The organism is Arsenicicoccus sp. UBA6765, assembly GCF_002453335.1.
Taxonomy (GTDB): Bacteria; Actinomycetota; Actinomycetes; order Actinomycetales; family Dermatophilaceae; genus Arsenicicoccus; species Arsenicicoccus bolidensis.
Window position 1 is genome coordinate 283,833 of the sequence record NZ_DKGR01000017.1, and the last position, 20,927, is coordinate 304,759.

General features: G+C 72.2%; 20 protein-coding genes. 6 read left to right on the forward strand and 14 right to left on the reverse strand.

Annotated features, from left to right (window positions below; all coding sequences use genetic code 11):
* Positions 1 to 7: 7 nt before the first annotated feature.
* The 12 genes from nuoK to B4K29_RS04365 form a co-directional block, all read right to left on the reverse strand.
* A complete protein-coding gene (gene nuoK, locus B4K29_RS04310; protein ID WP_019286409.1) occupies positions 8 to 307 on the reverse strand; it encodes an NADH-quinone oxidoreductase subunit NuoK in 300 nt (99 codons plus the stop codon).
* Positions 304 to 1,071: an NADH-quinone oxidoreductase subunit J gene (locus B4K29_RS04315; protein WP_019286410.1), complete on the reverse strand. Its 768-nt coding sequence runs from the start codon at positions 1,069 to 1,071 to the stop codon at positions 304 to 306. The genes nuoK and B4K29_RS04315 overlap by 4 nt, the downstream gene beginning before the upstream one ends.
* Positions 1,068 to 1,835, reverse strand: a complete 768-nt coding sequence (gene nuoI / locus B4K29_RS04320; protein WP_019286411.1) for an NADH-quinone oxidoreductase subunit NuoI — start codon at positions 1,833 to 1,835, stop codon at positions 1,068 to 1,070. The genes B4K29_RS04315 and nuoI overlap by 4 nt, the downstream gene beginning before the upstream one ends.
* Complete coding sequence (gene nuoH, locus B4K29_RS04325; RefSeq protein ID WP_286966470.1) at positions 1,828 to 3,258, reverse strand: NADH-quinone oxidoreductase subunit NuoH; 1,431 nt, start codon at positions 3,256 to 3,258, stop codon at positions 1,828 to 1,830. The genes nuoI and nuoH overlap by 8 nt, the downstream gene beginning before the upstream one ends.
* On the reverse strand, positions 3,255 to 5,696 hold the full coding sequence (locus tag B4K29_RS04330; RefSeq protein ID WP_286966471.1) for an NADH-quinone oxidoreductase subunit G: 2,442 nt from the start codon (positions 5,694 to 5,696) through the stop codon (positions 3,255 to 3,257). Before B4K29_RS04330 ends, nuoH begins: the two co-directional genes overlap by 4 nt.
* Entirely contained in the window at positions 5,693 to 7,012 is a 1,320-nt protein-coding gene (nuoF, locus tag B4K29_RS04335; RefSeq protein ID WP_029211287.1) for an NADH-quinone oxidoreductase subunit NuoF, read from the reverse strand. Before nuoF ends, B4K29_RS04330 begins: the two co-directional genes overlap by 4 nt.
* A complete protein-coding gene (nuoE, locus tag B4K29_RS04340; protein ID WP_239263095.1) occupies positions 7,009 to 7,941 on the reverse strand; it encodes an NADH-quinone oxidoreductase subunit NuoE in 933 nt (310 codons plus the stop codon). Before nuoE ends, nuoF begins: the two co-directional genes overlap by 4 nt.
* Positions 7,941 to 9,287 (reverse strand): NADH-quinone oxidoreductase subunit D, encoded by a 1,347-nt coding sequence (locus B4K29_RS04345; protein ID WP_019286416.1) that lies wholly within the window; start codon positions 9,285 to 9,287, stop codon positions 7,941 to 7,943. The genes nuoE and B4K29_RS04345 overlap by 1 nt, the downstream gene beginning before the upstream one ends.
* Positions 9,287 to 10,027, reverse strand: a complete 741-nt coding sequence (locus tag B4K29_RS04350) for an NADH-quinone oxidoreductase subunit C (RefSeq protein ID WP_019286417.1) — start codon at positions 10,025 to 10,027, stop codon at positions 9,287 to 9,289. Before B4K29_RS04350 ends, B4K29_RS04345 begins: the two co-directional genes overlap by 1 nt.
* Positions 10,024 to 10,578 carry an NADH-quinone oxidoreductase subunit B gene (locus B4K29_RS04355; protein ID WP_029211289.1) on the reverse strand — a complete coding sequence of 185 codons (555 nt, stop codon included), beginning with the start codon at positions 10,576 to 10,578 and terminating at the stop codon, positions 10,024 to 10,026. The genes B4K29_RS04350 and B4K29_RS04355 overlap by 4 nt, the downstream gene beginning before the upstream one ends.
* A gap of 3 nt (positions 10,579 to 10,581) precedes the next feature.
* Positions 10,582 to 10,941 carry an NADH-quinone oxidoreductase subunit A gene (locus B4K29_RS04360; RefSeq protein ID WP_029211290.1) on the reverse strand — a complete coding sequence of 120 codons (360 nt, stop codon included), beginning with the start codon at positions 10,939 to 10,941 and terminating at the stop codon, positions 10,582 to 10,584.
* Between the two features lie 79 nt (positions 10,942 to 11,020).
* The gene (locus tag B4K29_RS04365) at positions 11,021 to 12,319 is read right to left on the reverse strand and encodes a geranylgeranyl reductase family protein (protein WP_240483962.1); all 1,299 of its coding nucleotides are present in this window, start codon (positions 12,317 to 12,319) and stop codon (positions 11,021 to 11,023) included.
* Between the two features lie 230 nt (positions 12,320 to 12,549).
* Here B4K29_RS04365 and B4K29_RS04370 point away from each other — a divergent pair, with 230 nt between their 5' ends.
* Positions 12,550 to 13,272 carry a YdcF family protein gene (locus B4K29_RS04370; RefSeq protein ID WP_286961474.1) on the forward strand — a complete coding sequence of 241 codons (723 nt, stop codon included), beginning with the start codon at positions 12,550 to 12,552 and terminating at the stop codon, positions 13,270 to 13,272.
* Here B4K29_RS04370 and B4K29_RS04375 read toward each other — a convergent pair.
* Both B4K29_RS04375 and B4K29_RS04380 read right to left on the reverse strand, forming a co-directional pair.
* Positions 13,262 to 15,241 carry an acyl-CoA dehydrogenase gene (locus B4K29_RS04375; RefSeq protein WP_286961475.1) on the reverse strand — a complete coding sequence of 660 codons (1,980 nt, stop codon included), beginning with the start codon at positions 15,239 to 15,241 and terminating at the stop codon, positions 13,262 to 13,264. The two genes, B4K29_RS04370 and B4K29_RS04375, sit on opposite strands and share 11 nt — an antisense overlap.
* A 45-nt stretch (positions 15,242 to 15,286) precedes the next feature.
* Positions 15,287 to 15,982, reverse strand: coding sequence for a demethylmenaquinone methyltransferase (locus B4K29_RS04380; protein ID WP_037214694.1), 696 nt, complete (start codon positions 15,980 to 15,982; stop codon positions 15,287 to 15,289).
* 98 nt (positions 15,983 to 16,080) lie between these two features.
* Between B4K29_RS04380 and B4K29_RS04385 the strand changes: the two genes are divergently transcribed.
* From B4K29_RS04385 to B4K29_RS04405, 5 genes are all read left to right on the forward strand, one after another.
* Positions 16,081 to 17,244, forward strand: coding sequence for a lipid II:glycine glycyltransferase FemX (locus B4K29_RS04385; protein WP_286961247.1), 1,164 nt, complete (start codon positions 16,081 to 16,083; stop codon positions 17,242 to 17,244).
* Positions 17,241 to 18,302 carry an alanine racemase gene (locus B4K29_RS04390; RefSeq protein ID WP_286966472.1) on the forward strand — a complete coding sequence of 354 codons (1,062 nt, stop codon included), beginning with the start codon at positions 17,241 to 17,243 and terminating at the stop codon, positions 18,300 to 18,302. Before B4K29_RS04385 ends, B4K29_RS04390 begins: the two co-directional genes overlap by 4 nt.
* 62 nt (positions 18,303 to 18,364) lie before the next feature.
* The gene (locus B4K29_RS04395; protein WP_286966478.1) at positions 18,365 to 19,600 is read left to right on the forward strand and encodes an isochorismate synthase; all 1,236 of its coding nucleotides are present in this window, start codon (positions 18,365 to 18,367) and stop codon (positions 19,598 to 19,600) included.
* A gap of 120 nt (positions 19,601 to 19,720) precedes the next feature.
* Entirely contained in the window at positions 19,721 to 20,110 is a 390-nt protein-coding gene (locus tag B4K29_RS04400; RefSeq protein ID WP_240483963.1) for an MmcQ/YjbR family DNA-binding protein, read from the forward strand.
* A 58-nt stretch (positions 20,111 to 20,168) separates the two neighbouring features.
* On the forward strand, positions 20,169 to 20,924 hold the full coding sequence (locus tag B4K29_RS04405) for an alpha/beta fold hydrolase (protein ID WP_286966473.1): 756 nt from the start codon (positions 20,169 to 20,171) through the stop codon (positions 20,922 to 20,924).
* The last annotated feature ends 3 nt before the right edge of the window (positions 20,925 to 20,927 follow it).

The following is a 20,927-nucleotide window of genomic DNA, read 5'->3' on the forward strand; positions in this document are numbered from 1 at the left end:
CGCTCCTTTACAGCTTCAGCAGGTTGGCGTCGTCGACCGAGGCCGACCGGCGCGCGCGGAAGATGGACATGATGATGGCCAGGCCGACCACGACCTCGGCCGCCGCCACCACCATCACGAACAGAGCGATGGCCTGGCCCTCGAGCGTGCCGTGCATGCGCGCGAACGTCACGAAGGCGAGGTTGGCTGCGTTGAGCATGAGCTCGACGCCCATGAAGACGATGATCGCGTTGCGTCGCACCAGCACGGTCACCGCGCCGAGGCTGAACAGGATCGTCGCCAGGTAGATGTAGTTCATGAGGCTCATCGGGTGCGCCCCTCCTCGATCTCGCGCTCGATGGCGTGCTCGATGTCCTCGAACTGGCCGGGCTGCGCCACCTGGTCCCGGGCCTCCAGCACGGCGGAGACGGACAGCTCGGACGGGGTGCCGTCCGGCAGGAGGGCGGGGGTGTCGACGGCGTTGTGCCGGGCGTAGACACCGGGCGCCGGCTTGCCGGCGGGGAACCGACCGGTCTTGAACCGCCGCTCCGCGTAGACCCGCTGCGTCGTCTTGGGGATGAGGCGCTCGCGGTGGGCGAGCACCATGGCCGCCAGGGCCGCGGTGATCAGGAGGGCGGACGTGAGCTCGAAGGTCCAGACGTACGGCCCGAAGATCAGGTCCGCGAGGCCGTTGACGTTGCCGCCGGCGTTGGCCTCGTCCAGGCCGACGGGGGCGGGCAGCCGGGACTGGCCGATGACGGCGATCAGCAGCGCGCCGAGGCCGAGGCCCAGCAGCACGCCCCAGACGCGGATCCCCTTGTGGGTCTCCACGGTCGAGTCGGCCGAGTCGACGCCGATCATCATCAGGACGAACAGGAAGAGCATCATCACGGCGCCGGTGTAGACGACGACCTGGACGATGCCGAGGAAGTCAGCCCCCTGGGCGAGGTAGATGGCGCCGAGGTTGACCATGATCACGGCCATGCTCATGGCGGCGTAGACCGCCTTGCGGGCGAAGACCAGGCCGAGCGCCGCGAGCACGCAGACGATCGACGAGATCCAGAAGAAGACGGCCTCGCCGCTGGAGGTCATCGCCGGACTCCCTTCACCGAGTCTCGGGTGGCCTGCCGGCCGGAGCTGATCGTGTCGACGCCCTCGACGGGGTCGCCGGTGGGCGCCGTGCCGTCGGCCGGGTGGGCCTCGTGCTCGTCCACCCAGGACTGCTGCGCGGGGGTGGCCTTGGTGACCCGACCCCGGAAGTAGTCGCGCTCCTCCATGCCCTCCACCATCGGGTGCGGGGCGGCGATCATGCCCTCCTGCACGGGGGCGAGCAGCTGGTGCTTCTCGAAGATCATCTCGCCGCGGGTGTGGTCGGCCAGCTCGTAGAAGTTGGTCATCGTGAGCGCGCGGGTCGGGCAGGCCTCGATGCACAGGCCGCAGAAGATGCAGCGCAGGTAGTTGATCTGGTAGACGCGGCCGTAGCGCTCGCCGGGCGAGAACCGCGCCTCCTCGGTGTTGTCAGCGCCCTCGACGAGGATTGCGTCCGCCGGGCAGGCCCACGCGCACAGCTCGCACCCGACGCACTTCTCGAGGCCGTCAGGGTGGCGGTTGAGCTGGTGACGGCCGTGGAAGCGCGCCGCGGTGGGGCGCTTCACCTCGGGGTACTCCTCGGTGTAGCGCTTGCGGAAGAAGGTCCGCAGGCTCACGCCGAAGCCGGCCTGCGGGCCCAATGCCTCGATCAGGGGGTTGGCCCTGGGGCGCTCGTCCTGCGCGGCGCGGTGCTCACGGCTGACCTCGCCGCCCGTGCGGGACGCGGGGTCGAGCGAGCTGCCGGGCTCGGGCTTGGAGTCAGCCACGGTGGTCCTCCTCGTGGTCGTTCGCGGAGCTGCGGCCGGTGGCCGGAGCGGCGGTCACCGTGCGGTGGCTGGCGAGCGTGGGCTCGCGCAGCGTCTGGCCGGGCATCGGCGGCACGGGGTGGCCACCGGCGAAGGGGTCGATCTCGGCGGGCTGCTCGGGGCGCGCGGCCTCGCGACGGGACTCGTTGCGGCTCTCGATCAGCCAGGTCGCCACGACCGCTCCCAGGAGGAAGACCCCGATGATGATCAGCAGGGAGACGTAGAACGACCGACCGAAGGCGGTGATCGCGGTGTCGCCGAGGTGACCGAGCATGGCGGCGCGCACGAAGGCGACAGCCATGACCCACACCAGGGTGAGCGGGATCAGGAGCTTCCAGCCGAAGGCCATGAAGTGGTCGTAGCGCGTGCGGGGCAGGGTGCCGCGCACCCACACGAAGAAGAACATGAAGCCCCACAGCTTGAGGGTGAACCACAACAGCCCCCACCAGCCGTGGTTGAGCATGCCGTCGTTGATCAGCGTCAGCGGCGGCGGTGCCTGCCAGCCGCCCAGGAAGAGCGTGGTGGCCAGGGCCGAGACCGTGAACATGTTGACGTACTCGCCGAGGAAGAACATCCCGAACTTCATGCCTGAGTACTCGGTGTGGTAGCCACCGACGATCTCGCCCTCACCCTCGGCGAGGTCGAACGGCAGGCGGTTGGTCTCGCCGAACATGCAGATGACGTAGACGATGAACGAGAAGATCGCCGGGATCAGGAACCACAGGCTCGCCTGCTTGGCGACGATCTCCGAGGTGGACATGGATCCGGCATACAGGAACACCGCGACGAGGGAGAGACCCATCGCGATCTCGTAGGAGATCACCTGGGCGGTCGAGCGCAGGCCACCGAGCAGGGGGTAGGTCGACCCGCTGGACCAGCCGGCGAGGATGAAGCCGTAGGCGGCGATGGATCCGGCGGCCAGCACGAGCAGGACCGCGACGGGGCCGTCAGTCAGCTGGAGCGGGGTGCGGTGGCCGAAGAGGTTGACCTCGCCCGCCATCGGGATGATCGAGAACCCGATGAAGGCCGTGGACCCCGCGATGATCGGCGCCAGGTTGTACATGAAGGTGTCGGCGTTGGCCGGGGTGAACGTCTCCTTCCACACCAGCTTGAAGGCGTCGGCAAGGGTCTGGAAGATGCCGCCGGGACCGAACCGGTTGGGGCCGGGCCGCTGCTGCAGGAAGCCGACGATGCGGCGCTCGAACCAGATCACGACGACGACGCTGAGCATCAGGTAGACGAAGACGAGCAGCGCCTTGATCAGCGTCAGCCACCAGGGGGTGTCGCTGAAGTCCGCGCGGTAGGTCCCGCCGGGGGCGAGCTCGGTCGCGAGCCGGTTGGTGCCCGCGAGCGCGGTGGCCGCGAGGGTCGGGAATGTGCTCACTGCGCAACACCCTTCGTCAGCGTGACGACGTCGCCGTTGTCGGCGACGAGGCGGGAGCGGACCGACTGGCCCGCGGAGCTGGTGGGGATCCACACGACGTGGTCGGCCATGTCCTCGGTGATCCGGACGGGGTAGGTCACGGTCCCGGACTCGGACTGCACGGTGACGACCTCGCCCTCGGCCAGGCCTGCGGCCTCGGCGGTGGCGACGGACATGCGGGCCACGGGCTCGACGGCCGTGCCGGCGAGGTAGGGCTCGCCGTCCTGCAGCGAGCCGCCGTCGAGCAGCTCGTGCCAGGTCGCGAGGACCGCGCGGCCCGAGCCGGTGCGGCCCGGAGCCACGGGGGCCACCGGGTTGACGCCCGTCCGCGCGCCCGTCCAGGGGCCGAGGCGGTGCATCTCGCGCTCGACCTGGGCGAAGGTGCGGGCCCCGAGGTAGGAGCCCAGCTCCCCGGCCAGGAGGTCGAGGACGCGGTAGTCGCTCATCAGCTCGGTCTCGATCGCCGCCTGGAACGGACCCACGCGGCCCTCCCAGTCGAGGAACGCGCCGGACTTCTCGGAGAAGGCGGCGACGGGCAGCACGACGTCGGCGAGCCGCGTCACCGAGGACTCACGCAGCTCCAGCGACACCACGAAGGCGCGCTCGAGGCCCTCGCGGGCCGTCCTCGGGTCCGGCAGGTCGTCCGCGTCGACACCGCCCACCACCAGGGCGTCCAGCTCGCCGTCGGCGGCTGCGCGCAGCATCGACGACGTGTCGAGGCCGGGCTCGGTGGGCAGCGTCGCGTCGTCCCAGGTCTGCGCCAGGGAGGCGAGGCCCTCGGCGGTGACGGGACGGCCGCCGGGCAGGAGGCCGGGCAGGCAGCCGGTCTCGAGCGCCCCCCGCTCCCCGGCACGGCGCGGGATCCAGGCAAGACGAGCGCCGGTGGCGCGGGCGACGTCCATCGCGGCGTAGTAGCCGCCCGAGGTGGCCGCGAGCCGCTCGCCCACGAGGATCACGGCGTCGGAGCCGGCCTCGCGCAGCGCGGTGCCCGCGTCGGCGAAGACGCCCTGGGCGTCACGCACCGCGGAGAGGACCTCGCCCTCGAGGCCGGGCGCCGCCTGCAGGACGGTGCCCCCGAGCTTGGTCGTGCCCCGGGAGGCGTACGGCGCCACGGTGTAGATCTTGAGGCGGTTCTTGCGGAAGGCCTTGCGCAGGCGCAGGAACACGATGGGCGACTCGTCCTCGGGCTCCAGACCCACCAGGAGGACGACCTTGGCCTGCTCGAGGTCCGCGTAGGTCACCGCGCCGTGGTCGGGCGCCGTGAGCGCCACGTGGGACGCCAGGAACTCGGCCTCCTCCACGGAGTGGGGACGGGCCCGGAAGTCGATCGAGTTGGTGCCGAGGACCGTCCGCGCGAACTTGCTGTAGGCGTAGGCGTCATGGATCGAGGTCCGGCCGCCGACCAGGACGCCCGAGCTGCGGGCCCGCTCGAGCCCGGCCGCGGCGACGGCGAGCGCCTCGGGCCAGGAGGCGACGTGCAGCTCCCCGTCCTCGCGCCGCACGAGCGGCATGTCGAGGCGGTCGGCCTGCGTGGCGTACTGGAAGGCCCAGCGACCCTTGTCGCAGTTCCACTCCTCGTTGACCTCCGGGTTGTTGGAGGCGAGGCGGCGCAGGACCACGCCGCGGCGGTGGTCGGTGCGGATGGAGCAGCCGGACGCGCAGTGCTCGCAGGTGCCCGGCGTGGAGACGAGGTCGAACGGTCGGGACCGGAACCGGTAGGCCGCTCCCGTGAGGGCGCCCACCGGGCAGATCTGGACGGTGTTGCCGGAGAAGTAGGACTGGAAGGGCTTCTCCTGGTAGATGCCGATCTGCGAGGCCGCGCCGCGCTCGGTCAGCGAGATGAAGGGGTCTCCGGCGATCTGCTCCGAGAAGCGCGTGCACCGCTGGCACAGGACGCACCGCTCACGGTCCAGGAGCACCTGCGAGGAGATGTTGACGGGCTTGGCATAGGTCCGCTTGACGTCCTCGAAGCGCGAGGTGGCGCGCCCGTTGCTCATCGCCTGGTTCTGCAGCGGGCACTCGCCACCCTTGTCGCACACCGGGCAGTCCAGGGGGTGGTTGATGAGCAGCAGCTCCATCACGCCGTCCTGGGCCTTCTCGGCCACGGGCGAGGTCAGCTGGGTCTTGACCTCCATGCCCGGCGCGATCGTCATGGTGCAGGCCGCCTGGGGCTTGGGCATCGGGGCGATCTTGCCGTCACGCCCCGGCGTCGCCACCTCGACGAGGCACTGCCGGCAGGCACCGGCGGGCTCCAGCAGGGGGTGGTCGCAGAAGCGCGGGATCTGGATGCCGATCTGCTCGGCGGCCCGGATGATCAGCGTGCCCTTGGGCGCGCGGACCTCCACACCGTCGATGGTCAGCGTGACCAGGTCGGCGGCGCTGGTGGTGGGGGCGGTCATCGGGACACCGTCTCCTTCGCGAAGAGAGTGGAGGCCTCCGGCGGGAAGAGGTCGTACCACGGCGTGTGCATGCCGGCCTCGAACTCCTCGCGGAAGTGCTTGATGGCCGAGGAGATCGGCGTGGTGGCGGCGTCGCCGAGCGCGCAGAAGGAGCGGCCCAGGACGTTGTCGCAGATGTCGAGGAGCTTCTCGATGTCGCCCTCGTGGCCCTGGCCGACCTCGAGGCGCTCCATGATCTGCTTGAGCCACCAGGTGCCCTCGCGGCAGGGGGTGCACTTGCCGCAGGACTCGTGGCGGTAGAAGTCGGTCCAGCGGGAGACGACCCGCACGACGGACACGGTCTCGTCGAACACCTGCAGCGCGCGGGTGCCGAGCATCGAGCCGGCGGCGGCGACGGAGTCGAAGTCGAGCGGGACGTCGAGGTGCTCCTCGGTGAAGATCGGCGTCGAGGAGCCGCCGGGGGTCCAGAACTTCAGGCGACGCCCGTCGCGCATGCCGCCGCACAGCTCGATCAGCTCGCGCATGGTGATGCCGAAGGGGGCCTCGAACTGGCCCGGGCTGGTGACGTGGCCGGAGACGGAGAAGATGCCGTGGCCGGCGGACTTCTCGGTGCCCATGCCCTTGAACCACTCGGGGCCGTGCAGCAGGATGCCCGGCACGGAGGCGATGGACTCGACGTTGTTGACCGAGGTCGGGCGGGCGTACAGCCCCTGAGCCCCGGGGAAGGGGGGCTTCAGGCGCGGCTGCCCGCGACGACCCTCGAGCGAGTCGAGCAGGGCGGTCTCCTCGCCGCAGATGTAGGCGCCGGCGCCGGCGTGGACGACGATGTCGATCCGCTTGCCGGTGCCCATGGCGTTGTCGCCGAGGTAGCCCGCGGCGCGGGCCTCCTCCACCGCGCGCAGCAGGCGGCGGTAGACGTGGACGACCTCACCACGGAGGTAGATGAAGCCCAGCTCGCCCTGCACGGCGTGGGTGGCGATCGCGAGGCCCTCGATGAGGTGGTGGGGCGCCGCCATCATGAGCGGGATGTCCTTGCAGGTGCCCGGCTCCGACTCGTCCGCGTTGACCACGATGTAGCGGGGTCCGCCGTCCGGGGGTGCCATGAAGCTCCACTTGAGCCCCGTGGGGAACCCGGCGCCTCCGCGGCCGCGGATGTTGGAGTCCTTGACCGCGCCCAGCACGGCGTCGGGCTCCATCGACAGGGCCTTGCGCAGGGCCTGGTAGCCCTCGGCCTTGGCCTCGTAGGTCGCCAGCGTCCACGAGCGCTCCTGGTCCCAGGTGCGGGTGAGGACGGGGGTCAGCTCGGTGGTGGTCACTTGGTGTCCCCCTTGGGGTCGGAGGTGTTGCCGGCGGACGCCTGGTCGTCGACGGGCGACGTCGCGGGATGCTTGGCCTCGGAGCTCTTGCCCGCGGCGGCCTCGGCCTCGGCGGAGCTCTGCTTCTCGCCCGGTCCGGGCTGGGCGTCGACCTTGCCGCTCTCGCTGCTGCCGGCACCGTCGGCGCCGGGGACGGGCCCGGTGGCCTCCTCGCCCGCGCGGGCGGACGAGGGCATGTCCCAGCCGTGCTCACGGGCGATGCGCAGGCCACGCATCGTCGCGACGCCACCGCTGGGGCCCTCGTCCGCGTGCCCGTCGAGGAAGCCGGCGAGCACGCGCGACACCTCCTTGAAGGTGTGCACGCGGTCCGGTCCGCGGGTGGGGCGGACGGCCTGACCGGAACGCAGCGCGTCGACGAGCTCGCGCGTCGACCGCGGCGTCATGTTGTCGAAGAACTCCCAGTTGGTCATCACTACAGGGGCGAAGTCGCACGCGGCGTTGCACTCGAGGCGCTCGAGCGTGATCGTGCCGTCGGCCGTCGTCTCGTCGTGACCCACGCCGAGGTAGTCGCTGATGTCGTCCCAGATCTGGTCGCCGCCCATGACGGCGCACAGGGAGTTCGTGCACACGCCGACGAGGTAGTCGCCGTTGCGGTGCCGCTTGTACTGCGTGTAGAAGGTGGCCACGCCGGACGCCTCGGCCGCCGTCACCCCGGCGAACTCGGCCGCGAGCTCGATGCCGCGGGTGGAGACGTAGCCGTCGACGCTCTGCACCAGGTGCAGCAGCGGCAGGAGCGCGGAGCGCTTCTGCGGGTAGCGCGCGACCACGGCGGCCGCGTCGGTGCGTAGGCGCTCCGCGACCTCGGGCTCCCAGGGCTGCTCGAGGTGGTTGGGCTGGGTGCCGTAGTTGGGGGCATCGAAAGCTGACATCAGCGGTCCACTCCTCCGAGCACCGGGTCGACGGAGGCGACGGCGACGATGACCTCGGCCACCTGGGCGCCCTCGCACATGGCAGCCACGGTCTGCAGGTTGTTGAATCCCGGGTCGCGGAAGTGCGCACGGTGCGGGCGGGTGCCGCCCATGGAGACGAGGTGGCAGCCGAGCTCGCCCTTGGGCGACTCGACCGCCTGGTAGGCCTGGCCCGCGGGCACGCGGAAGCCCTCGGTCACCAGCTTGAAGTGGTGGATGAGGGACTCCATGGACTCGCCCATGATCTCGCGGATGTGCTCGAGCGAGTTGCCCATGCCGTCGCCACCGATGGCCAGCTGGGCCGGCCACGCGATCTTCTTGTCGTCGACCATGATCGGGCCGGGCGTCGCCTCGAGGCGGTCGAGGCACTGCTCGACGATCTTGAGCGACTCCCACATCTCGGTGAACCGCAGGCGCAGACGTCCGTAGGCGTCCGACGTGTCCCAGGTCGCCACCTCGAAGTCGTAGGTCTCGTAGCCGCAGTAGGGCTCGGCCTTGCGCAGGTCGTAGGGGTAGCCGGTCGCGCGGAGCATCGGGCCGGTGACGCCGAGGGCCATGCAGCCGGTCAGGTCGAGGTAGCCGACGTTCTCCATGCGGCCCTTGAGGATGGGCTGCTCGTTGATCAGCAGCTCCAGCTCGTGGATGCCGCGGCGCAGGTCGGGCAGCTCCGCGCGCAGGTCACGGATCGCCTCGGCGGGGACGTCCTGGATGACGCCGCCGGGACGGATGTAGGCGTGGTTCATGCGCAGCCCGGTGACCGCCTCGAAGAACCGCAGGATGCGCTCGCGCTCGCGGAAGCCGAACTCCATCACGGTGGTGGCGCCCAGCTCCATGCCGCCGGTGCCGGTGCACACCAGGTGCGAGCCGATCCGGTTGAGCTCCATCATCAGCACCCGGATGACGTTGGCCCGCTCGGGGACCTGGTCGGTGATGCCGAGGAGCTTCTCGATCGCGAGGCAGTAGGCCGCCTCCTGGAACAGCGGCGTGAGGTAGTCCATGCGCGTGCAGAAGGTCACGCCCTGGGTCCAGGAGCGGTACTCCATGTTCTTCTCGATGCCGGTGTGCAGGTAGCCGATGCCGACGCGGGCGTCGGTGACCGTCTCGGCGTCCAGCTCGAGGATGAGGCGGAGCACCCCGTGCGTGGACGGGTGCTGGGGGCCCATGTTGACGACGATGCGCTCGTCGGAGTGCTCGATCGCCTCCTGGGCGAGGTCGTCCCAGTCGCCGCCGACCGAGGTCAGCTCGTAGCCCTCCTCGTCCTGCCCGGCGCCGCCGGTGGCCGTGAACTCGCTGTGTGCGGTGCTCATCAGTTGTACGACCTCCGCTGGTCGGGGGGCGGGACGGTGGCACCCTTGTACTCCACCGGGACACCGCCGAGGGGGTAGTCCTTGCGCTGGGGGTGGCCGGGCCAGTCGTCCGGCATCATGATGCGGGTCAGCGCCGGGTGGTCGTCGAAGACGATCCCGAAGAAGTCCCAGGTCTCGCGCTCGTGCCAGTTGGCTCCCGGCCACACCTTCGTCACGGACGGGATGTGGGGGTCCGCGTCGGGGCAGCTGACCTCGAGGCGCACGCGACGCGAGCCGTGGGTGAGCGAGAGCAGGTGGTAGACCGCGTGCAGCTCGGCGCCCTCGACCTGCGGGTAGTGGACCCCGGACACGCCGGTGCACATCTCGAAGCGCAGGCCGGGGTGGTCGCGCAGCGCCTGCGCGACGGCGGCCAGGTGCTGGCGGCGCACGTGCAGGGTCATCTCGCCGCGGTCGATCACCACGGCGTCGATGGCCTCGGCGAACGACGCGGAGCCGCCGAGCAGGGCCTTCTCGAGGGTGTCGGCGACGTGGTCGAAGTACGAGCCGTAGGGGCGGTCGGACTGCCCGGGGAAGAGCACCGGGGAGACCAGGCCGCCATACCCGGAGGTGTCACCGCCGCGCGAGCCGCCGAACATGCCGTGGCGGCGACCCATCTCCACGGGCCGCAGGGACCCGCCGTCGACGGGCAGACGGCGCGCGGCCTCGCCCTGCGCCTCGGCAGGGAGCTTGTCGTCGGTCATGCCAGCAGACCCTTCTGCAGGTGGAGCGGGGTCGCCTCCATGGCGGCCCGCTCCGCGGCCCGGGCCGCCTCCTCGCGGTTGACGCCCTGGGGCGAGGCCTTGACGTAGTCGTGCAGCGTAAGGATGGCGTTGAACAGCATCTGCGGCCGCGGCGGGCAGCCGGGGAGGTAGACGTCGACCGGCACGATGTGGTCCACGCCCTGCACGATCGCGTAGTTGTTGAACATGCCGCCGGAGCTGGCACAGACGCCCATGGCGATGCACCACTTGGGCTCGGGCATCTGGTCCCACACCTGGCGCACGACGGGGGCGAACTTCTGCGAGCACCGGCCGGCGACGATCATCAGGTCGGCCTGCCGCGGCGTCGCGGAGAACCGCTCCATGCCGTAGCGGGCGATGTCGAAGTCGGGGCCGCCCGAGGCCATCATCTCGATGGCGCAGCAGGCCAGGCCGAAGGTCGCCGGCCACATGGACCGGTGCAGCATCTGCCCGGCCACGGCCTCGAGCGTCGTCAGGGCGATGCCCGACGGGATCTTGTCTTCCACACCCATGGGTCAGTCCCACTCCAATCCGCCACGTCGCCAGACGTAGGCGTACGCGATGAAGACGGTCAGCACGAAGAGCACCATCTCGACCAGGGCGAAGAGCCCCAGACGGTCGAAGGCCACCGCGAACGGCAGCAGGAACAGCGACTCGACGTCGAAGATGATGAAGAGCATCGCGGTCACGTAGTACTTGACCGGGACGCGGCCCCCACCCTGGGCGACCGGGCTGGGCTCGATGCCGCACTCGTAGGAGTCGAGCTTCGCCCGGTTGTAGCGCTTCGGGCCGATGAAGCCGAAGACGAGCACCGACACCACGGCGAAGGCGATGCCGAGGGCGAAGAGGAAGAGGATCGGCACATACGGGTTGATGCTCATCCCGCCACGCACCCCTTTCGGTTGGTCTGCGACTTCATCCTAGGGTCAGCCCCGCCCACTCGCTCACGGGCGGTCATGACGAGGGCACCAGACGGGTGAGGGCCATGATGGCGCGGTCGGTCAGCGCGGGACTGTGCTCGTCGGCGAGGTTGGCCATCACCTTGAGCAGGAGCCTCATCAGGGTCCGCCGCGGCAGGCCGTACTTGACCGCCAGCCGCATGATCTCGGGGTGGCCGATCAGGGAGGCGAAGCCGCGCCCGAGCGTGTAGTAGCCACCGAGCTGGTCCTTCATGATCCGCGGGTAGGCCTGCAGCACGCGCTCGCGCCCGGCGTCGTCGCTGCGGGCGAAGGCCTGCACCACCACCTCGGCGCTGTGCCGGCCGGCCTCCATGGCGTAGTCGATGCCCTCGCCGTTGAAGGGGTTGACCATGCCTCCGGCGTCGCCGACGAGCAGCAGGCCGTCGGCGTACAGCGGCTGACGGTTGAGGGCCATCGGCAGGGCCGCGCCCCGCATGGGCGCCGTCATCGTGTCGGGGGTGCACTCCCACTCGGGCGGCAGCGTGGCCACCCAGCGGCGCAGCAGGTCCTTGTAGTCCACCTGACCGAAGGCGGGCGAGGTGTCGAGCATGCCCAGGCCCACGTTGACCCGTCCGTCGCCGAGGGCGAAGATCCAGCCGTAGCCGGGCAGCAGGATGCGCTTGGCGTCGGGGTCGGCCGGGTCGGCATACGGGTCCTCGGGCACCCACAGCTCGAGCCAGGACTCCATGTAGTCGTCGTTGGTGCGCGGGCTCGTGTAGTAGGTGCGCGCCGCGACGCCCATGGGGCGGCGCTCGAGCTTCTGCCGGCCGACGGCGGTGCCGAGCCGGCTCGAGACACCGTCGGAGGCGATCACGACGGGGGCTCGCAGCTCGCGGACCTCACCGGTGGCGCGTCCGTCCTGCATGACCTTGGCCTGGACACCGACGACCCGGCCGCGCTCGACGACGGGAGCGGTGACGTTCATGCCCTCCATCAGCCGGGCGCCGGTCGCGGAGGCGTGGCGGGCCAGGGTCTCGTCGAGGGTGGCGCGGGCCCGGGCCAGGCCGTAGCCCGGGAAGGCCGAGCTCTCCGGCCAGTCCAGCTCGAAGGTCTGCCCCGCGCCGACGATGCGGAGGCCCTTGTTGCGGATCCAGCCGTCCTCCTCGCGGGTGGGGACGCCGAGCGTCGCCAGCTCGCGGACGGCTCGGGGGGTGAGCCCGTCGCCGCAGATCTTGTCGCGGGGGAAGGTTGCCTTGTCGAGCAGGACGACGTCCAGGCCGTGCCGCGCGAGGTGGGTGGCGGTGGCCGAGCCGCCGGGGCCGGCCCCGACGACGATGACGTCTGCGCTCTCCACGCCGTCAGGTCGTGGGATCGTCCCAGAGGTCACAGCCACTCCGCATCGCTCGTCCGTCGTCGGCAACTCCTGTGCTCCGCCGCGCTCGACGGCCGGCAGGAGGCGCACCACCTCGGGAGTCTAGGAGGGCTCCGCACCGATGTCGCGTTAGGCAAGCCTCACTTGTGCACGCCTTCACAAGATCGTCGCCCGATCGTGACCCGCGCCGGCGCGATCGCGGGTGATCTCCGGTGACGGACCCGGACCGGCCGTATGACGCCCTCCCCTCCCCCGGACCTAGACTCGCCGCCGTGCTCGCGACCCTCCTGCTCCTGCTCGCGGCCGTCCTCGCGGCCACCTCCGCCTGGATCGTCCTGGTCGCCCTGGCCTACGTCGCCGTCGGCGTGCTGCTCCCCCGCCTGCGGCTGCGCGAACGCCCCCGCTACGTCGCCGTCCTGGGGTCCGGGCTCGAGGCCGGCCGGATGCCGGACCTGCTGACGCGCCGGATGGACACGGGCATCGAGCGGTGGGCGGCCCTGCACGCCGAGGACCCGCAGGTCCGGCTGGTCCTGTCCGGCGGGCAGGCACCGGGCCAGCCCCGGTCAGAGGCCGCCGCCATGGCCGAGCACGCCCGGTCCCGTGGGGTGCCCGACGCCGCGATCGTGCTGGAGGACCGTTCGCGCACCACCGAGGAGAACGTCGCCTTCACGCGCGCGCTGCTCGCCGACCTGCTCGGGCCGGCCGCGGTGGGGGTGCTGGTGACCAGCGGCTACCACGTGCCTCGCGTCGCCGACCTGGCCCGCAGCGCCGGCCTCACCGCGCTCCTGGCCGGCGCGCCCGCCGTCGGTCTGCCGTGGGCGCGGGTCGTGCGGCACGAGGTCGTGATGACCCTGGGACGTCACCCCGTGGTGCACGCCCTGGCCGCGCTGGCGGTCTGCGTGGTCGTGCCCGCCGTCGTGGTCCTCACCCGGTAGTGATCCCGCCCTGGCCGGAGACGGCACCCTGCACCGAGGCCTCGACCTCGGTGCTGCTGAGCGGGTCGAGCAGGTCGCTGGCGAGCCACTCCCGTGGGATGGCGAACGCGTCCACGAGCGTCTGCGCGTGCGGACGCACCTGGGCCAGCAGGTCGTCCACGCGCCCGGTCAGCCGCTTGGCCTGCTCGGGCGACAGGCGCCCGTGCTCGAGGTACCACGCCCGGTGGGCCTCGACGGTCGAGCAGGCGAACAGGTCGGCCACGAGGTCGAGCAGGTCGTGCGCCTCCCCCGGCGGGCACTCGTCGATCGCCGCGGCGAAGGCCTCGAGCAGGATGCGGTCGGTGTGGGCCCGGGCCGCCTCGAGGACGTGCTCCCCCGCCGCGTCGAAGGTCTGCCAGGCCTGACGGGGGTCGTCCCGGTCGGCCCGGCGCAGCCGGGCGGCCAGGGTCTCCAGGACGTGCTCCTCGCGGTCGGTCAGGAGCGCGAGCTGGCCGCCGCGGTCGCCCAGCGCGTCGTCGGCGTCGCGGCCCGGCGCCCCGGTCAGCAGCCGCTGCACGAGCGAGCCGCTGATGGTGCGCTCCAGCAGCGCCGCCCCGGCCTGGCGGGCGACGGTCGCGACGGTCTGGACGGCGTTGAGGTCCTCGAACTGGGACGCGTAGGACGTGAGCAGGCTCTTGCCGACCAGCTGCAGCAGGACGGTGTTGTCGCCCTCGAAGGTCGTGAACACGTCGGTGTCGGCGCGCAGCTTGCCCAGCCGGTTGAAGGAGAGGTAGCCCGCACCACCGCACGCCTCGCGGCAGGTCTGGATCGTCGTCGAGGCGTGCGACGTCGACGCCACCTTGAGCGCCGCGGCGCGCGTCTCCAGCCGTCGCCGGTCCCGCTCGTCGGCGTCGTCACCGGCCCGGAGCACCTCGTGCATCGTCCTCGTGAGGTCGTTCTGGGCGTACATCAGGGCATAGCTGCGGGCCAGGGCGGGGAGCAGCTTGCGCTGGTGGACCCGGTAGTCCAGGAGGACGACGTCCTGCCCGTCGGGGCCGGCGAACTGGCGGCGGTGCAGGCCGTAGATCGTCGCGAGGGTGAGGGCGTTGCGGGTGGCGGAGCCGGCGGCGGCCCCCACGGTGATGCGGCCCCGCACCAGGGTGCTGAGCATGGTGAAGAAGCGGCGGCCGTCGGACTCGATCGGCGACGAGTAGGTGCCCTCCGCGTCGATCGCGCCATACCGGTCCAGCAGGTTGTCGCGCGGCACCCGCACGTGGTCGAAGGTGAACCGGCCGTTGTCCACGCCGGGCAGGCCGGCCTTGCCACCGCAGTCGCCGATGGTCACCCCGGGCAGGGCCCGGCCGGCGTCGTCCCGGACCGGGACGAGCACGCAGTGCACCCCGTGCCCCGTGCCGTCCGCGGTGACGAGCTGGCCGAAGACGGCCGCCATCCGTCCGTCCCGGGCGGCGTTGCCGATGTAGTCCTTGCGCGCGCTCGGGTCGGGGGTGTGCACGACGAGCTCGTCGGTGGCCGGGTCGTGGGTTATCGTCGTGCGCAGCGACTGGACGTCGGACCCGCGCCCGGTCTCGGTCATCGCGAAGCAGCCCAGCAGCCGCGCCTGGGCGATGGGCTCGAGGTAGCGCTCGTGGTGCCGCTCGGTGCCGAGCGCCGCCACGGCCCCGCCGAAGAGTCCCCACTGGACCCCTGCCTTGACGAAGAGCGACAGGTCGCCGTGCCCGAGCATCTCGAAGGCGGTGACCGAGGCTCCCTGGTCGGCCGAGCCCTGGTCGGTCGACAGCCCGAGCCCGGCGAAGCCCAGCGAGGCGAGGTCGAGCAGCTGGTCGAGGACCCGGGCGCGGTAGTCCTCGGTCGACAGGTCCGTCTCGGGTGGTCCGAACCGTCCGGGCTCGATCTGTCGGCGCGCGAGCTCGCGCACCTCGGCCCACGGGCCGTCGAGGGAGGAACGCAGGGCATCGGCGACGTCGCTCATCCACCCATGCTGCCCCAGCGACGGCGGGCTGGGCGAGGAGTCGGGTCAGACGGGCTTGACGGCCCGGTGCACCGCGGCGATCCCGCCGGTCAGGTTGCGCCACTGCACCTGGGACCAGCCGGCCCGCTGGATGCGGGTGGCCAGGGTGCGCTGGTCGGGCCAGGCCCGCATCGACTCCGCGAGGTAGACGTAGGAGTCGGGGTTGCTCGACAGGGTGCGGGCCACGGTGGGCAGCGCCCCCATGAGGTAGGTGGTGTAGAGGGTGCGGAAGGCGCGGTTGGTGGGCTGGCTGGACTCGCCGACCACCAGGCGGCCGCCCGGGCGGGTGACCCGCAGGAACTCGGCGAGGGCGGCGTCGGTGTCGACGACGTTGCGCAGGCCGTAGGACATGGTGACGACGTCGAAGCTGTCGTCGGCGAACGGGAGCCGGGTCGCGTCGGCGGCGGTGAACGGCAGCGCCGCCCGGCGCTCCTTGCCGACCCGCAGCATGCCGAGCGAGAAGTCCGCGGGCACGACGCGTGCCCCGGCCTCGACGAACGGCAGGCTGCTCATGCCGGTGCCGGCGGCGATGTCCAGGATCGTCTCCCCCGGGCCGGCGGCCACCGCCGAGGTCACGGCCCGCCGCCACAGGCGCATCTGACCGAAGGTCATGACGTCGTTCATCAGGTCGTAGCGACCCGCCGTCTCGTCGAACATCGAGGCGACCTCGTGCGGCTGCTTGGACAGCGTGGCTCGGCTCATGACGGACATCTTCACACGGCGGCGCCCCGGGCCCGGTGTAGCCTGAACCGGCGTCAGGCTCGCCTGCGCCCGACCGATCGCCTACCCGGACGAGGACCATGACCGAGCCTTCGACCACCGCCCGCCCGCCCCTGCGCATCGTGTCGCTGGGGGCCGACGGCCTCGACGCCGGCGTGGAGGCCCGCTCCGGCAGCTTCCTGCAGCTGTCGTCCTGGGCCGCGCTGAAGTCCGAGTGGGAGGGCGAGCGGATCGCCTGGGTCGACGAGCACGACGACGTCCAGGGGGTCGGCCTGGTCCTGCACCGTCGCCTCCCCAAGGTCCGCCGGTCCCTGGCCTACCTGCCCGAGGGGCCGGTCCTGCCGTGGGACGAGGTGGCCGAGGACCCGCAGCGCTGGTTCGGCCCGCTCGTCGATCACGCCCGGCGCTCCGGCGCGTTCACGCTGCGCGTCGGCTGCCCCTCGACGGCTCGCACCTGGGACCCGGGGACGGTCAAGGCCGCCCTGGCCGACGAGGAGCAGACGAGCCTGTATGCCGTCCCCGCCGACTCCGTGGACGCGTCCGGCTCCGCCATCGTCTCCTGGCTGCAGGCGCACGGCTGGTCGCGGGCCGACGACGGGCCGGGCTTCGCCGCCGGGCAGCCGCGCCTCACGGCCGGCCTCCCCCTCGCGGGTCAGACGGAGGAGTCCCTGCTCAAGGGCATGAACCAGCAGTGGCGCCGCAACATCAAGGCCGCCACCAAGGCCGGCGTCCAGGTGCGCCTGGCCACCCCCGAGACGCTGCGCGAGGACGTGGCCGCGTTCCACCGCGTCTACGTCGAGACCGCCGAGCGCGACGGCTTCACGCCCCGCCCGGAGTCCTACTTCCACCGCATGGCCGAGCTGATGGGCGCCCCGGGGTCGCCGGCCCGCTTCGAGCTGGCGCTGGGCGAGCTCGACGGCGGGCTGCTGGCGGCCACGATCAACATCACGGTCGCCGACCGCTGCTGGTACCTCTACGGCGCCTCGACCACCGCGCGCCGCGAGGCGCGGGCGATGAACGGCACCCAGTGGTTCGGGATCCAGCGCGCCCTCGCCGAGGGGTGCTCCGTCTACGACATGCGCGGCATCACCGACGAGATCGGCAACGACGACCCGCACGCCGGGCTCGTCCGGTTCAAGATCTCCGTGGGCTGCGACGTCCACGAGCGCGTCGGCGAGTGGGACCTGCCGATCAACCGGCTGCTGCACAAGGCCTTCCAGCTCTACCTCGGGCGGCGCGGATGACCTTCAAGCTCGTCATCGACCGGCCCCGCTGGGAGACGCACGTCGACACCTATCTCGCGGAGCACCCCTGGGTGGTGCCCGTGGTCAAGGGCGACGGCTACGGCATCGGCGCCGAGCGCGTGCTGGCCCAGTGCCGTCGCGTCCAGGCCCCCGTCGTCGCGGTCGGCACCCCGGCCGAGGCGCAGCAGGCGTTGGACGCCACCGACGGCGACGTGCTCGTCCTCTTTCCCACCCTGCCGGGCGAGGCGCTCCCCGACGACCCGCGGCTCGTCCACACCGTGGCCTCCGAGACCACGCTGCGCGAGATCCTCGGCACCGGGCGGCGGTTCGTCGTGGAGGTGGACTCGCCGATGGGTCGCCACGGCATCGAGTGGCCGCGGCTGCCCTCGCTCGTCGACGCGCTGCGCGACGAGCGCTGCGAGGGCGTGGCCCTGCACAACCCGCCCTTCGGCGACCGCGTCGTGTTCGTCTCGTCCCTCCTGGACCGCCTCGGCGAGCTGGGCGTGGCGGTCCCGCGGCTCTATGCCTCCCACCTGACCGCGGACGAGGTCGGGCGGCTCTCCGGCACCGCCGGCGACACCGTCGTGCTGGTCCGCACGGGCACCGACCTGTGGCTCGGCGACCCCGCCGCGCTCACGGCATACGGCCAGGTCATCGACGTGCACCCGGTCGCCAAGGGCCGCTCGATCGGCTACTCCCAGCGGACCGCTCGCAAGGACGGCTGGCTGGCCGTCGTGGGCGGCGGCACCGCGCACGGCGTCGGCATCGAGACGGCTCGTCCCCGTATGACGCCGCGCCTGGCGGCGCGGAAGGCCGCCCGGGTCGTCGCCACCCAGCTGGGTGGGGCGCCGTCACCGTTCCGGCTCGACGGTCGCCGGCTGACCTATGCCGATGTCCCGCACATGCAGGTGTCGATGGTCAGCGTCCCGTCCGGCGACGCGGTGCGGCCGGGCGACTGGCTCGCGTGCGACATGCGCATCACCGTCACGCGCTTCGACGAGGTCGAGGTGCGGGGCGCAGAGGCCGGCTCCGGCTCCCCGGGGGACCTGCGGCGGTGACGATCTCGACCACGTCGTCCGCCACCGGCACGGACGGCTCCGCTATCGTGCCCGCCCTGCGGATGGTGACGCGCCGCATCGCCGACCCGGGCGACCTCCTGGCGCTGGTCCCGGCGGACCTGCCTGCGACCCAGGTGTTCTCGTGGATGCGCCGTGGTGACGGCATCGTCGGCTGGGGCGCGGCCGGCCGCGTCGACACCTCGGGGGCCGAGCGCTTCGCCGAGGCGTCCCGCTGGTGGACCGCGCTCGTGGCCGAGTCGTCCGTCGACGACGAGGTCCGGCTGCCCGGCTCGGGCCTCGTCGCGTTCGGCTCGATGGCCTACTCCTCGTCCTCGCGCGCCGGCGGCACGCTGATAGTCCCGTCGGTGGTCGTGGGCCGCCGCGGCGACCAGGCGTGGCTGACGACGTGCACGCCCGCCGGCGAGGCCACCCCGTCGGTCGTCCTCGAGCCCAGCACCGTCCCGGCGGCCTCCGCGGGCGTGTCCTTCGGCGACGGCTCCCTCACGCCGACCCAGTGGATGGGCGCGGTGGCGACCGCCGTCTCGCGCATCACGGCCGGAGAGCTGGACAAGTGCGTCCTCGCGCGCGACCTCACGGCCCGCGCCCGGACGCCCCTCGACACGCGCACGCTGCTGCAGCGCCTGAGCACGAGCTACCCCAACACGTGGGCCTTCTCGGTCGACGGGCTGGTCGGGGCCACCCCCGAGATGCTCGTCCGGCTCGAGCGCGGCCTGATCACCTCCCGCGTCCTCGCCGGGACGATCCGCCGGACCGGCGACGACGAGCGCGACCTGTCCCTCGCCGCGCACCTCGCCCGGTCCTCCAAGGACCTCGTCGAGCACGAGTATGCCGTCCGCTCCGTCGCGGATCGCCTGGCCCCGCACTGCGACTCGATCAACGTGCCCGAGTCGCCGTTCGTGCTGCACCTGCCCAACGTCATGCACCTCGCCACCGACGTGGCCGGCGTCCTGTCGTCCCACTCCACCTCGCTGGCTCTCGCCGAGGCGCTGCACCCGTCGGCGGCGGTCTGCGGCACGCCCCGCGACGTCGCGGACACCCTGATCTCCGAGCTGGAGCACATGGACCGCGGGCGGTATGCCGGGCCCGTGGGCTGGCTCTCGGCCGACGGCGACGGCGAGTGGGGCATCGCGCTGCGGTCCGGCGCCATCTCGGCCGACGACCCGCGCGAGATCCGCCTCTTCGCCGGCTGCGGGATCGTCGCCGGCTCCGACCCGGCGGCCGAGCTGGCCGAGTCGGACGCCAAGCTCGTCCCCATGCGCGACGCCCTCTCCTCCTAGGGGCGCCCGGCCCACCGCATCTCTGGGGGCGCCCGGCCCGACCGCGTCTCTGGGGGCGTTCCCCGTGAGGCATTCCCCCTGGGGCGGTCCTCCGGCATGCTGGGGGCCGGAGGTGCACCCATGCACGACGCGATGTACGACGAGGACGATCCCCTGCTCGCGCGCGTCCGGGCCCTGGCCCGCGCGCTGCCCGACATCGACGAGAAGGTCTCGCACGGACGACCGGCGTTCTTCACGGTCAAGGTTTTCGCCTACTACGGCGGCTCGCTCAAGGTGGACGGCGAGTGGGTGCAGCACCCGCAGTCCGTGGTGGTGCAGGCCGCGCCGGAGGATCGAGATGCCTTGCGGCAGAGCCCTGGGGCGTACGTGCCGGGCTACCTCGGGGCCTCGGGCTGGACGGGTCTCGACCTGACCGGGACGACCGACTGGGACGAGGTCGCCGAGATCCTGGAGGACTCCTACCGCTGCACAGCCCCGAGCCGGCTCGTCACGCTCCTCCCCCAGGCGTGACCCCTCGGCGCCCGTCGCACCCACGCACCCCGGTCCGTCCCTCCCCGCAGGAGAACCCATGTCGCACGACCCGCAGCACGGCACCACCACCTCGGCCGACGGCACGACCATCGCCTGGACCCTCCGGGGCTCCGGCCCGGTCCTGGTCCTCGTCGAGCCGGTCATGATGCACCGGGGACTCACCGCCTTCGCCGACCTCGCGCCCGCCCTCGCCGAGCAGGCGACCGTCGTGACCTACGACCGGCGCGGCAAGGGCGAGAGCGGCGACGCCGAGGCCTACGAGCCCGACCGCGAGGTGGAGGACCTCGCCGCGCTGGTCGCCGAGCACGGGGGCAGCGCCCGCCTCTACGGCTTCTCCTCCGGTGCGACCCTCGCCCTGCTGGCCGCGCGTGACGTCGCCGGCGTCACCGGCGTGGTCGCCCTCGAGCCGGTGCTGGCGGACGACGGCCCGGACGTGCGCGACGAGATCCGCGCGCTCGTGCGCGAGGGACGTCGCGGTGACGCGGTCCGCACCTTCAACCGCCGCATCGGCATCCCGGAGGAGGTCGTCGCCCAGATCCCGACAGGGCCGGGCGAGCCGACCGCCCACACCCTCCCCTACGACCTCACCCTGACCGGCCGGACCCGTGCGGCCGACCTGGCGGCGATCACCTGTCCCACGCTGGTCCTCGCGAGCAGCGGCAGCGACGACCGCCTGCGCGGCTGGGCGCGCGAGGTGGAGCAGGCCGTCCCCGGGGCGCAGCACCGTGAGCTCCCCGGGAGCTGGCACGGCGTCGACGGGGACGCCCTGGTGGCCGCGATCCGCGAGACCTGACGG